General features: G+C 61.8%; 12 protein-coding genes. 6 read left to right on the top strand and 6 right to left on the bottom strand.

The window, feature by feature from the left end:
- Nucleotides 1–38 precede the first annotated feature (38 nt).
- Complete coding sequence (locus ACM6I6_RS14665; RefSeq protein WP_323605985.1) at nt 39–1,319, bottom strand: serine/threonine transporter; 1,281 nt, start codon at nt 1,317–1,319, stop codon at nt 39–41.
- A 342-nt stretch (nt 1,320–1,661) separates the two neighbouring features.
- On the opposite strand from ACM6I6_RS14665, the gene ACM6I6_RS14660 reads away from it, so the two are divergent.
- The 5 genes from ACM6I6_RS14660 (at nt 1,662) to ACM6I6_RS14640 (ending at nt 5,868) form a co-directional block, all read left to right on the top strand.
- Nucleotides 1,662–2,045 (top strand): tautomerase family protein, encoded by a 384-nt coding sequence (locus tag ACM6I6_RS14660; protein WP_323627145.1) that lies wholly within the window; start codon nt 1,662–1,664, stop codon nt 2,043–2,045.
- A gap of 30 nt (nt 2,046–2,075) precedes the next feature.
- Complete coding sequence (locus tag ACM6I6_RS14655) at nt 2,076–2,669, top strand: TetR/AcrR family transcriptional regulator (RefSeq protein WP_414920106.1); 594 nt, start codon at nt 2,076–2,078, stop codon at nt 2,667–2,669.
- Between the two features lie 138 nt (nt 2,670–2,807).
- Entirely contained in the window at nt 2,808–3,770 is a 963-nt protein-coding gene (locus ACM6I6_RS14650) for a 2-hydroxyacid dehydrogenase (protein ID WP_323605991.1), read from the top strand.
- A 146-nt stretch (nt 3,771–3,916) separates the two neighbouring features.
- A complete protein-coding gene (locus ACM6I6_RS14645; RefSeq protein ID WP_274076333.1) occupies nt 3,917–4,984 on the top strand; it encodes a phosphotransferase family protein in 1,068 nt (355 codons plus the stop codon).
- A 116-nt stretch (nt 4,985–5,100) separates the two neighbouring features.
- On the top strand, nt 5,101–5,868 hold the full coding sequence (locus ACM6I6_RS14640) for an SDR family oxidoreductase (protein WP_414920105.1): 768 nt from the start codon (nt 5,101–5,103) through the stop codon (nt 5,866–5,868).
- Between the two features lie 487 nt (nt 5,869–6,355).
- Here the strand turns inward: ACM6I6_RS14640 and ACM6I6_RS14635 are convergent, their stop codons facing one another.
- The 5 genes from ACM6I6_RS14635 to ACM6I6_RS14615 form a co-directional block, all read right to left on the bottom strand.
- Nucleotides 6,356–6,607, bottom strand: coding sequence for a DUF1652 domain-containing protein (locus tag ACM6I6_RS14635; RefSeq protein WP_323627142.1), 252 nt, complete (start codon nt 6,605–6,607; stop codon nt 6,356–6,358).
- A gap of 172 nt (nt 6,608–6,779) precedes the next feature.
- Nucleotides 6,780–8,276: a helix-turn-helix transcriptional regulator gene (locus tag ACM6I6_RS14630; protein WP_323606000.1), complete on the bottom strand. Its 1,497-nt coding sequence runs from the start codon at nt 8,274–8,276 to the stop codon at nt 6,780–6,782.
- A 47-nt stretch (nt 8,277–8,323) separates the two neighbouring features.
- On the bottom strand, nt 8,324–9,232 hold the full coding sequence (locus tag ACM6I6_RS14625; protein WP_323627140.1) for a LysR substrate-binding domain-containing protein: 909 nt from the start codon (nt 9,230–9,232) through the stop codon (nt 8,324–8,326).
- Nucleotides 9,233–9,237: 5 nt separating this feature from the next.
- Complete coding sequence (locus ACM6I6_RS14620; RefSeq protein ID WP_414920104.1) at nt 9,238–11,442, bottom strand: molybdopterin cofactor-binding domain-containing protein; 2,205 nt, start codon at nt 11,440–11,442, stop codon at nt 9,238–9,240.
- On the bottom strand, nt 11,442–11,906 hold the full coding sequence (locus ACM6I6_RS14615) for a (2Fe-2S)-binding protein (RefSeq protein ID WP_323606003.1): 465 nt from the start codon (nt 11,904–11,906) through the stop codon (nt 11,442–11,444). The genes ACM6I6_RS14620 and ACM6I6_RS14615 overlap by 1 nt, the downstream gene beginning before the upstream one ends.
- Nucleotides 11,907–12,024: 118 nt before the next feature.
- Between ACM6I6_RS14615 and ACM6I6_RS14610 the strand changes: the two genes are divergently transcribed.
- Nucleotides 12,025–12,915 (top strand): LysR substrate-binding domain-containing protein, encoded by an 891-nt coding sequence (locus ACM6I6_RS14610; protein WP_274076327.1) that lies wholly within the window; start codon nt 12,025–12,027, stop codon nt 12,913–12,915.
- The last annotated feature ends 232 nt before the right edge of the window (nt 12,916–13,147 follow it).

The raw sequence follows: 13,147 nt of genomic DNA, 5'->3' as shown, positions 1-13,147 counted from the left end.
TAGGAGCTGCCGCAGGCTGCGATCTCTTGATCTTTACATTACGCGCTCAATGAGTAGATCAACGCCGAAATCGCCACCAGACCCACCGCAACTACAAACACATTGGAAGCCTGGCCACGATAACGCGCCATCGCCGGCACCTTGCGGATCGCATACATCGGCATCAGGAACAGGATCGCCGCGATCACCGGGCCACCCAGGGTTTCGATCATGCCGAGGATGCTCGGGTTCAGTGTGGCGACGATCCAGCACACCACCAGCATGAACGCCGCCACGATGCGGTCCAGGGTCTTGGCCGCCGGACGCTTGCCGCTCTTGACGATCAGGCCCTTGAGACCTTCACTGGCGCCAATGTAGTGGCCCAGGAACGACTTGGATATGGCCACGAAGGCAATCAACGGCGCCGCGAAGGCGATGGTCGGGTTGCTGAAGTGGTTGGCCAGGTACGACAGGATCGACAGGTTCTGTGCTTTCGCCTCGGCCAGTTGTGCCGGCGACAGGGTCAGCACGCAGCTGAACACGAAGAACAGCACCATCACCACCATCAAGGCGTGGGCCCGGGACAGGATCTGCGAGCTGCGTTCCTCTGCGTGTTCGCCGTAACGACGCTTCTGGTCCACGGCGAACGCCGAGATGATCGGCGAATGGTTGAACGAGAACACCATCACCGGAATCGCCAGCCACAGGGTGTGCAGCAACGCCGACGGCTCAGGCAGCGTGCTGGCCGTGCTGAGGATGCCGCCGTTCCAGTGCGGAATCAGGAACACCGCCAGGAACAGCAAGGCCACGATGAACGGGTAGACCATCAAGCTCATGGCCTTGACGATCACCTGCTCGCCGCAGCGCACCACGGCCAGCAGGCCGAGGATCAGCACCAACGACAGGACCGCACGCGGTGGCGGCATGATGTGCAACTGGTGTTCGAGGAAGCTGCCCACGGTGTTGGTCAGGGCCACGCTGTAGATCAACAGGATCGGGAAGATCGCGAAAAAGTACAGCAAGGTGATCAACGCGCCGGCCTTGAGACCGAAATGCTCTTCCACCACTTCGGTGATGTCCGCGCCTTCACGGCCGGACAGCACGAAGCGGGTCAGGCCGCGGTGTGCGTAGAAGGTCATCGGGAACGCCAGCAGCGCCAGCACCAGCAGCGGCCAGAAACCGCCCAGGCCCGCGTTGATCGGTAAAAACAGGGTGCCCGCACCAATCGCCGTGCCAAACAGGCCCAGCATCCAGGTGGTGTCCTGGCGATTCCAGCTCGAAAGCGTTGCGGGTGTCGCTGCTACAAAGCGTTCGTTAACGCTATTGGCCTGATCATTCATCCGGTGGGATCTCCACATTCCGGTCACTTGCCACCCGGCCAGAACGCGTCGGAATACCCGACAGGCAGCGCCCTGGCCGAAACAGGGGCGCGATTCTGGAGGATTAATTAACAGAAGCAAAGACTTAGGTGAGGAACGGTGGTGCCAGATTGGCGTTTTCTCCCCCTGTAGGAGCTGGCTTGCCAGCGATTGGCCCTCAAGCCATGCGTCGATCGCACCGACGCAATCGCCAGCAAGCCGGCTCCTACATATGGCGTTTCATCGCGCGATCGTATGATCGGTTTGATAAAGGTCATCCATCATGTATTTTAAATGAACCTGCCCACCTTCCGGAGTCTTCCCATGCCACTGGTTCGCGTCGATCTCAAAAAACAGCAGGACCCCACCTACGCCAAACGTATCGGCCAACAGATCTACGCCGCCCTGCGCAGCGCGATTGGCGTGCCGGAAAACGATAACTTCCAGATCCTCGCCGAACACGACGAACAGCATTTCATCTTCGACCCCCAATACCTGGGCATCCAGCGCACCGACGCCCTGGTGGTCATCCAGATCACCCTGAGCGAAGGCCGAACCCTGGAGCAGAAGAAGCTGCTGTATAAAACCATCGTCGAAAACCTCAACACGCAACTGGCCGTGCGCCTGGAAGATGTTTTCATTAATCTGGTGGAAGTGAAGAAAGAGAACTGGTCGTTCGGCAACGGCATCGCCCAGTACGCCCTCTGACAGCCAACCCATAGACCTTGTGAGCCGCCCATGCCCCGCGTTTCCCGCAAACAAGCCGACCTCAACCGCGAAATCATCGTCGAGGCCGCCACCCGGCTGTTTCGCGAACGCGGCCTGCACGGGATCAGCGTCGTCGACGTGATGGCGGCGGCGGGCCTGACCCATGGCGGTTTTTATGGCCACTTCGAATCCAGGGAAGCGCTGGCCAGAGAGGCCAGCGAGCGGGCATTCAAGGAGGTGGGGGCGAAATGGCGCGAACGGATCACCGGCGAAGACAAAGCGCAGGCGCGGCGAGCCTTGATCGAACCTTACCTTTCGATCGAAAGCCGCGACAATCCCGGTGAAAGCTGCCCGGTGGTGGCCTTTGCCGGCGACATGTGCCACGAACCCACCGACAGCAGCTTGCGTGAACCCTTCATGGCCGGCCTGAACCGGCTGCTCGAGGCCTTCGGCAACCTGATGGACTCGGACGATGCCACGCAAAACCGGCAGCAGGCGCTGGTGCAATATTCGCTGATGGTTGGCGCACTGACACTGGCACGGGCTACCCGCGGCGACGCCCTGTCGGAGGAAATCCTCGAGGCGGCACAGACCTTCCTGACAGACCCCCCTGCTCCGATTTGAAATTTCGGTGCGATCAAAAAAGATCGCAGGCTGCGCCAGCTCCTACACTGAGGAGCATGGCTGTTGCCAATCTGCCTCGCAGCCAGCACTCTCAACCGACTTTCGAGCCCGACGTTTCGTTGCCCACAGGAGCAAAGCATGCCTGCAACCGTTCTGGTACTGGTTGAAACCATCAATGATTACCTGCCCATTCTCGAACGCCAGGGCTTTCACCTGATCCTGGCGCCCACGCCCGCCGAGCGCGCCGAGGCCATCAGCCGCCACAGTGGCCAGATCGATGCGGTCCTGACCCGTGGCCCGCTCGGCCTGTACGGCGATGAAATCGCCGCCCTGCCCAACCTCAAGATCATCTGCGTGATTGGCGCGGGCTATGAACAGGTCGACCTGCAAGCCGCCGCCGACCGGGGCATCACCGTCACCAATGGCGCCGGGGTCAACGCCTCCTCGGTCGCGGACCATGCCATGTCGCTGCTGCTGGCGCTGGTACGTGACATCCCCCGCTGCGATGCCGCCGTACGCCGGGGTGAATGGCCGAAAATCATGCGCCCTTCCCTCGCCGGCAAGCGCCTGGGCATTCTCGGCCTCGGCGCGGTCGGCATGGCCATCGCCAAACGTGCCGGCGCGGGCTTCGACATGAGCGTGAGCTACCACAACCGCCAGCACCGCAGCGATGTACCCTACAAGTTCTGCTCGACACCCACTGAACTGGCCCGGGCCTCGGATTTCCTGATCGTCGCCACCCCGGGGGGGCTGGGCACCAAGCACCTGATCAACAAGCAGGTACTCGAGGCCCTCGGCCCCAACGGTTTTTTCGTCAACATCGCCCGGGCCAGCGTGGTGGTCACCGCCGACCTGATCAGCGCGCTCGAGCAACGGCGCATCGCCGGCGCCGCCCTGGATGTCTTCGATGCCGAGCCCAAGGTGCCGGATGCCCTCAAGGCCCTGGCGAACGTCATCCTCAGCCCGCACGTAGCCGGACTGTCCCCCGAGGCCACCCAGGGCACTGTGGAACTGGTGGGCCGTAACCTCGTGGCGTTTTTTTCCGGCCAGCCGGTGCTGACCCCCATCGAGCTGCCGAAGGGCGTGACCCAGGCCGTCTAGCCGGACAATTCAAACAGGTGTATCAAAAGCAATGATTGTCCGGCAACACGCTCACCTATAAGGGCGGGCGGAGGTTGTGGGTGCCGGGTGCGCGCATTAGATTAGCCAATAGTTTCAGGCCACCAGAATAAGCAGAAGGGATAAGCATGGCGCTTACTGACCAATCCACCCGCACCCGCACCGGCGAAGAACTCGATGCCAGCCTGATCGACCCCTACCTCAAGGCCCACATTCCGGGCCTGAGCGGCCTGCCACGGATCAGCCAGTTCCCGGGCGGTGCGTCCAACCTCACCTATTTGCTCGAATACCCGGAACAGGAATTCGTCCTGCGTCGGCCGCCCTTCGGGCACAAGGCCAAGTCCGCCCATGACATGGGCCGCGAATTCCGCATCCTCAATCAATTGCGCGACGGTTTTCCGTACTGCCCGAAGGCCTACGTGCACTGCACCGACGAAGCGGTGATCGGCGCCGAGTTCTATGTGATGGAGCGGGTCAACGGCATCATCCTGCGCTCCGAACTGCCGCCGGAACTGGGGCTGGACTCGGCGAAAACCCAAGCCCTGTGCAAAAGCTTCATCGACAAGTTCGTCGAGCTGCACCGGGTCGATTACAACGCCTACGGCCTGGGCGACCTGGGCAAGCCGCAAGGCTACGTGGCACGGCAGATCAAAGGCTGGAGCGAACGCTACGAGAAAGCCCTGACCCCCGACGCGCCGCACTGGGAAGCGGTGAAAGCCTGGCTCAACGACAAGATGCCGGCCGATCACCCGACCTCCAGCATCGTGCACAACGACTACCGCTTCGACAACGTCATCCTCGACCCGAACAATCCGATGCAGATCATCGGCGTGCTCGACTGGGAACTGACCACCCTGGGCGACCCGCTGATGGACCTGGGCAACACCCTCGCCTACTGGATCGAAGCCGATGACCCGGCGCCGGTACAGCTGATGCGCCGCCAGCCCAGCCACGCACCGGGCATGCTGACCCGCCGCGAGTTCGTCGATTACTACGCCGAGCGTTCAGGCATCAAGATCGACAATTTCGACTTCTACTACACCTACGGCCTGTTCCGCCTGGCCGGCATCGTGCAGCAGATCTACTACCGCTTCTACCATGGCCAGACCCAGGACAAACGCTTCGCGCAGTTCATTCACATGAACAAACTGCTGGAGCAGATGAGCCTGCAGGTCATCCAGAAATCCAGCCTCTGATACAACACAGCACTTGTAGGAGCCAGGCTTGCCTGCGAAGGCGGCCTCAAGTACGCCTTCGCAGGCAAGCCGGGCTCCTACAAACCGCGATTCAGGCTCCATAACAAGGAAAAACCATGTCCAAGACTCAGTTGTTCGACCTCGACGGCAAGATCGCTTTCGTCTCCGGCGCCAGCCGCGGCATCGGTGAAGCCATCGCCAAACTGCTGGCCCAGCAAGGCGCCCACGTGATCGTCTCGAGCCGCAAGCTCGAAGGCTGCCAGCATGTGGCCGACGCGATCATCGCCGCCGGTGGCAAAGCCACTGCCATCGCCTGCCACATCGGCGAGATGGAACAGATCAGCCAGGTCTTCGCCGGCATCAAGGAACAGTTCGGGCGCCTGGACATCCTGGTCAACAACGCCGCGACCAACCCGCAGTTTTGCAACGTGCTGGACACCGACCTCAGCGCCTTCCAGAAAACCGTCGACGTCAATATCCGCGGTTATTTCTTCATGTCGGTGGAAGCCGGCAAGCTGATGCGCGAAAACGGCGGCGGCAGCATCATCAACGTGGCCTCGATCAACGGCGTGTCGCCGGGTATTTTCCAGGGCATCTACTCGGTGACCAAGGCCGCAGTGATCAACATGACCAAGGTCTTCGCCAAGGAATGCGCACAGTTCGGCATCCGCTGCAACGCCCTGCTGCCGGGCCTGACCGACACCAAGTTCGCTTCGGCGCTGGTGAAGAACGAGGCGATCCTCAACACCGCGCTGCAGCAGATCCCGCTCAAGCGCGTGGCTGATCCGAGCGAGATGGCCGGCACAGTGCTGTACCTGGCGAGCGATGCATCGAGCTACACCACTGGCGTTTCGCTGAACGTGGATGGCGGCTTCCTGTCCTGACGCTGACTTCCCGAATCACACCCACACTGTAGGAGCTGCCGCAGGCTGCGATCTTTTGATCTTGTTCTTTAAAGCAAAATCAAAAGATCGCAGCCTGCGGCAGCTCCTACAGGGGGGCATCGTCGTTCGGGTTACTGGGTGACACATCGCGTCACGGTGGTTTCGCGCGTCACCTGCCCTTCCGCCCGCACATCGCCCATTACCTGGGTGCTATCGGAGGTCTGGCAGGTCTTTTCAGGCGGTGGCGGTGGCGCGGCAGGTGGTGGCGGTGGCGGACTGCTGCAGCCGCCGAGAATGATTGCACAGAGCGACAGTGGTGCAAAAATGCGTTTCCCAAGACTTTTCATAGGATGACCCGCGAATAGGATGGACACATTTCTGTGACAACAGAACACCGCCGTAAAGTTCACGGGTGGTCGCAGAAATATCACTTCTGTCCATTTTTATCGCGTATTCAGTCATCCGGGCAGGGCAAACCTGACAATTCCTACACTACCGGGTCTGGTCGTTGCAGGCTGTTGCTTTGCAACTCGTAGCGCAGTTCTTCGAGGAGCGCGGCCACTGATTCGGGGGACTGCAACCTCGCCACGTTCAAACCGCTGACCACCAGATCGACTTGTCCGGACACCGGGTGGTAGAGCTTGATGGTTAGCGAATGATCGCCGCTGACGTTGCACTCACAGGCCAGGGGCGAAAAGGTCCGCTCGATTTGCGTGCGCAACTGGGACACCTGGATCATTGCGATAGCCCGGTGCGGCAATCAATGGTGCGGGTAATAAGCATGGCTGTTCCTTTTGCGGTTCAAGGCAGACGAATGCTCCGAAACTGTCATTCGCCCGCTCTTAGCCTAAGGTTTACCTCCTGCTTGCCAGAACCTGAATTTGCACCCCGGCGACTAGTGCATTTGCACCTTAACGCTGGCCCTTCGGACCCCATGCACTTGAAAACAACCCACGCTCGCGCGCCCAGACTATCGCCTCGCTGCGACTGTGCACATCGAGCTTGGAATACACCGTCGCGACGTGATTGCGCACGGTATTGGGTGCCAGTTTCAGGCGCGCGGCGATCTCCTTGTCCGCCAGGCCTTCACAGATCAATTCCAGCACATCGCGCTCCCTGGCCGTCAGGTCGGTAAAGGACACGCTGGGTAACTGCGGCGACTTGACGTGCTTCACGTTGGCGAGTTTCTCGATCAGCGTACGACTGAACCACGAGGCGTCTTTCATCACCTCTTCAATGGCCGACAGCAACTCAAGCTCGGTGCGCTTGCGCTCGGTGATGTCCATCAGCACCAGCAGATAGCAAGGGCTGTCCTGGATGTTCACGGTATCGGCACAAACGACACAATCGATCAGTTCCTCGTCTTTCCTGCGCACGCGTATATCAACGCGGTCCAGGCTTGCGGCTTTCTCCAGGGCGGTAAAGAGCCGTGTCCGCGCGCCTTTGTCATGGAAGAAGTCAATCTCGACGATGGTTTTGCCGAGCACTTCCTCGTTGGCGTAGCCGAGGGTAACGAGGAACGCCTCATTCACATCCATCACCACCTGATCGCTGGCGCCGCACACCAGAATCGGTACCGGGCTCAGGCGAAACGCCTTGGCAAAGCGTTCCTCGCTCTGGCGCAGGGCGACCTCGGCCTTGTGCCGGGGCTCCATGTCGACAAAGGAAAACAGCATGCAGGCTTCGTCATTGAGCTCCAGCGGCTGGCCGGCCACTACCACTTGCTTGCTGCCACCGTCGGACAAACGCAACTCGGCCTGCATCTGCGGTATGGTCGCACCTTCCAGAAGGCGCTGCCTGGCCAGTTCCTTTTTTTCCGCCTGCTCCAGCACATCCAGTTCATAGGTCGAAGTGCCGATCACCTGGTCGCGGGAGTAACCGGTCATTTCGAGGAAACCGGGGTTGACCTTGATGTAGCGCAAATCGCTGAGGCGGCAGATCACCGCCGGTGCCGGGTTGGCGGCAAAGGTTTTCTCGAAGCGTTGCTCGGCGCTGGCCCAGTCAGTGACGTCGTCCATGATCAACACCAGCGATTCCGGCTCATCCTCACTGTCGGCCAACACCATGCTGCGTACGCTATGGACCCAGGTGCGCTCTTCGTCCACAACCGACGTCACTTCCACCAGTACATCGCTGAACGTCTCGCCCCGCGCCACCCGGTTGATCGGGTAGCTGTCGGCCGGCACCGGGTGATGGTTGCGATAGCGCAAGGCAAAACGCTTGGCGTACGCCTTGGCATCGGCACCGAGTTCGCTGACCTGCGCGACTCCGTGCATGGCCAGCGCCGCGTCATTGGCCCACAGGATGCTCTGGTCGGGGTCGAGCAGAATCACCCCGTCGGACAGACCGGCGATGATCTGCTGCAACTGGCGGCGGTTGGTTTCCCGGGTCAAGACGTCCTGGCTCATTGGATCTCCACGTGTAGTGCCTTTGTGAAGATTACGACCACAGGCGTTCATGATCGTGCAGCCTGCCCATCGCGGTCTTGGAGGACCAGTTCACGCAGCGTATCGAGAAACAGCTTGAGCACCGGCGAATCATCGTCCGCCCGGTATGTGGCGTACAACGGCACCTCCGGCAACGCCGGGGTCAGGCGCCGGAATACCAGCCCGGCGGGTGCCAACTGCTCGATGGACGCCGGCAGCAGTGCCACGCCAAAGCCGGCCCTGACCAGGCTGAGCAAGGTTTGCACTTCTATCACCTGTTGGCGGATCTGCGGTGTGAAGCCGGCCTGGATACAGCACTGGTAAAGAAAGTCGGCAAACCGCGACTGCTTCAGTTCCAGCGCCACGAACGGCTCCTGGGCAAGGTCCGCCGGTGCCAGGCTGTCGCGGCGGGCCAAGGGGTGGTCGAGTGGCATGACCACCCGGATCGGCTCGTAGATCAGCAGCTCGTTGCGCAGTTGCGGATCGTCATAGCCGACCCGGAACACACAGGCATCGATGCGTTTTTCCTTGAGCGCCTTGACCTGTGCGGCAGGGGTCATTTCATGCAGGCGCCAGTTCACCTGCGGGTAACGCTCGCGAAACAGGTGCAGGGCCCGTGGCAACACCCCGACCATCACCGAACTGATCATGCCGATTTCCAGCTCGCCCAACTGACCGCGGCCGGTTTGCCGCGTCAGGTCGAGGGCACGGTTGAGCTGCTCGAACACCAGCGGCGCCTGTTCCTTGAGCATCTGCCCGGCGGCGGTCAGCTCGACCCGGTGGTGGCTGCGCTCGAACAGCGGCGTGCCCAGTTCCTCTTCCAGCAATCGAATCTGCTGGCTCAGTGGCGGCTGGCAGATGTGCAGGCGGGTGGCGGCCCGGCCGAAATGCAGCTCTTCGGCCAGCGCCATGAAGTAACGCAGCAGTCGCAAGTCCATGCCGGTTATCCCAGGTTCAGCGGTGTAGAGCGCTGCCGCACCCCGGTCAGGCTGAACAGCGCATTGGCGATGGCCGGGGCCACCGATGGGCTGCCCAGTTCACCGACACCCCCGGGCTTGGCCGGATCGCCCTCGACCAACAGGATGTCGACCTCTGGCATGTCCGACATGCGCGTCACCCGATAGTCATGGAAATTGCTCTGCACCACCCTGCCCTGCTTGATGTCCAGTCGATCGAACAGGGCATGACCGAGGCCCCACATCAAGCCACCGTAGATCTGTTCTTCGACACCGCCGGGCGACACCGCCAGACCGCAATCGACCACGCAGGTGAGCTTCTCGACCTTGATGGCGCCGTCCTGTTTCGACACGCGCGCCACGATGGCGATGAAGCTGGTGTAACCCTGATTGGTGGCGATCCCCAGCGCCGTGCCATCGGGCAGCGGCTGATCCCAACCGGCACGATCGGCGGCGCTTTTCAACACGGCGACATGCCGTGGCCGGTCCTGCATGTTGGCCAGGCGGAAGGCCAACGGGTCTTGCCCTGCGCCATGGGCCAGCTCATCCATGAAGCTCTCTACGGCGAACACATTGGGAATGAAGCTCACCGAGCGATACCAGCCACTGGGCACCTGGCTCTCGTGCCTGACCCAGGTCAGGTCGAGGTTGGCCGGGCGATAGGCGAAATCCCAGGCGGTGATGGCTTCCGTGGTGCTGTAGTCCATCTTGTCCGGACGCTCGAAATAGCCTGGCTCCCACTGTTCCGGCGAGGCTGGCGAGACCGCCTCCAGCTGCAACGCGGTCAGACGGCCCTGAGCATTCAGCGCTCCTTTGGCCCGATGCAGCGTGGCCGGGTGCATGAACAATGAACACATTTCGTCTTCGCGGCTGTTCATCAGTTTCACCGGCACCCTGGCCTGCTGCGCCAGGTAAGCCACTTCGAACAGCCAGTATTTGGCCTCCCGCGCACCGAAACTGCCGCCCGACACCATCTCGTTGATGGTGACCTTGTCCTTGGCGATCCTGCACACCGTTTGCGCCGCTTCCAGCGCCGACGACGGCACCTGCACCCCACCCCAGTAAGTGATGGCGCCGTCCTTGACCTGTGCGGTGATGCAGATGGGCTCCAGTGGATTCTGCACCTTGTAGGGCATGCGGTAATCGGCTTCGAGCAGCTTCGCGGCGTTCGGCCACTGGCCGCTCACATCCCCGGCGGCCATGGCGGACACCCGTTGCGCGCCTTTGTCAGTCAATGCCGCTGCCTGGGCCTTGACCAGTTCATCGCTGTCGAATCCGGTCAGCGGCGAGTCGCTCCACTGCACCTTGAGCAATTCGCGCCCCTGGTGCGCGGCCCAGTAGTTGTCCGCCAACACCGCCACACCCGCGACGTTACCGCCCAGGACATCGGGCCGACCCGGCACCTCGATCACCTTGCGCACACCCGGTACTTGCAGCGCCGCCGCGCTGTCCTCCGACACCACATTCGCGCCCACCACGGGAGCCCGTTGAATCACCGCCACCAACATGCCCGGCAGCACCACGTCGATGCTGTACTCGAAGCGCCCGCAGACCTTGGCTTGGGCATCGCGCTTGTGCCGCAGCTTGCCGATGTACTTGAACTGCGCCGGGTCCTTGAGCGTGACCTTGGCCGGCGCCGGCAAATGCGCGGCGACGCCCACGAGTTCGCCGTAGCCGAGGCTGCGTTTGCTCGGCGCATGAACGACGCGGCCTTCTTCGGTACTGCAGCTGTCGGGGCTGACCTTCCACTGTCTGGCCGCCGCCGTGATCAACAGCGAACGCGCCGTCGCGCCGGCCATGCGCAGACGGTCGTACTCCAGCGACACGCTGGTGCTGCCGCCCGTGGAAAAGACTTTCCAGATCGGGTGAATGTAGGTGTCGAAAAACGGATCCTCCGGCGAGATTACCTGCACGGTCATCGGGTTGACGTCCAGTTCCTCGGCAACGCACGCGGCCAGCGCGGTATGCGTGCCGGTACCGGAGTCGTGCTTGTGCACCACCAGTTTCACCGTGCCGTCAGGCAGGATGCGTACCCAGGCGTTGGGTTCGAACTCGCCGGCTGGTGCCGGGGCTTCAGGGGCCGTCGCAGCCATGCTCGAAGGCAGGTAAAACGCGACGGCCAGTCCGGACGCAACGGTCGCCGATTGCTTGAGAAACACACGACGCGAAAGATTCACCTGAGAGATCGTCATCACGCCTCCTTCGGCGCAGACGCCGCTCGCTTGATCGCCTTGTTGATCCGCCCGTAGGTTCCGCAGCGGCACAGGTTGCCGGACATGGCATTGCGGATCGAATCGTCGGTGACCGCCGCCCCGGTGTTGAGCAACGCGGCGGCGGACATGATCTGACCGGATTGACAGTAGCCGCATTGCGGCACATCTTCGGCAACCCAGGCCAGTTGCAGCGGATGCTGTGCGGTGGGCGACAAGCCTTCGATGGTGGTGATGCTGTGCCCCGCCACGGCGGCGACCGGCAACTGGCAGGAACGCACCGCGACACCGTCCAGGTGCACGGTGCAGGCACCGCACAGGCCCATGCCGCAACCGAACTTGGTGCCGGTGAGTTTCAAGTGGTCACGCAACACCCATAACAAGGGCGTGGAGGGCGAAGTCTCTACCAGCTCGCGTCGTTCGCCGTTTACCGTGAATTCGATCATTGTCAGGCTCCAAGAGAGCGGCCCGTCTTTGTGCAGGCCTGGTACTCGATTATTGGGAGCCTTGGGAAAATCGGGCCAGCGACGATTTCTGCCATCCTGTGTAAGTAGGACTAACAGCATGTACAAGCGATACCCGTCGGTGCAGTCCATGAGTGCTTTCATCCAGGCAGCCCGCAGCGGCAGCTTCTCCAGCGCTGCGCGCAAGCTCGACCTCACCCACAGCGCCATCAGCCAGCAGATCCGCGCCCTGGAAGACTTCATCGGCCAGCCACTGTTCGTGCGCGAAGGCGGCGGCAGCAACCTGACCGACGCTGGGCAACTGTTCGCCAGTGTGCTGTCCGACGGCCTGGCGCAGATCGACCGGGCACTGTCTTCGGTGAAAAACCGCAGCGTGGCGCAGCGACTGACCCTGGATGTCGACAGTGAGCTGGCCCAGAGCTGGCTCAATCCGCGCCTGCCGCAGTTGCTGGATCTGCTGCCCGAGCATGAGGTGGTGTTGCTGTCGATGCCGCGCTCGGATCGCAGTGCGTTCGAACGCGTGGACCTGGCCTTGCGCTACGGTTATGGCGACTGGGAAGACTGCGAGATGACGCAGATTTGCGGGGATCGGGTGATGGCGGTGGCTGCGCCGGCACTGCTGGAACGCCATGGTGTGCAACTGCCGTTGAGTGCGCAGCAGATCCTTGAACTGCCGCTGTTGGGCTATACGCGACGGTCGTGGATTCCGTGGCTGGATGCGGCGGGTTTGCCTGCGGTCGAGCCTTCGGCACGGGTGGTGTTCGACAATGCGGCGAACCTGATTGCCGCGGCTGAAGCGGGTGTTGGTGCCGGGCTGGTGCGCGGTTTGCTGGCCGCCGATGCCTTGCGCAGCGGGCGGTTGGTGGTGTTGAACGAGGCGCAGATTGCGGCGCATTACAACCTGTATGCGGTATGGCCGCCGGGGCATGGTGAGCGGGTGGCGCCGGTGGTTGAGGCGATCAGGCAGTTGGCTTTGCGTACACATTACTGACGCCATCGCCAGCAGGCTGGCTCCCACATTGGAATGCAATCCCCTGTGGGAGCCAGCCTGCTGGCGATGAGGCCGGCCCAGCCAATACAAAACCATATCGAACGCATATCAAACCCCCGCCCAATTAATATTGTACGAACCCCACACCCCCTTCCAATACTTCCCCCCAAGCAGCCAGCGTCCCGAGCCGGATGCGACCAGGCGAGGGAATGCGTGAGCCTTCACGCATAGA

This window comes from Pseudomonas sp. IT-P218, from assembly GCF_949767605.1.
Lineage (GTDB): Bacteria > Pseudomonadota > Gammaproteobacteria > Pseudomonadales > Pseudomonadaceae > Aquipseudomonas > Aquipseudomonas putida_AE.
This window is presented reverse-complemented; position numbering and strand designations above follow the sequence as displayed.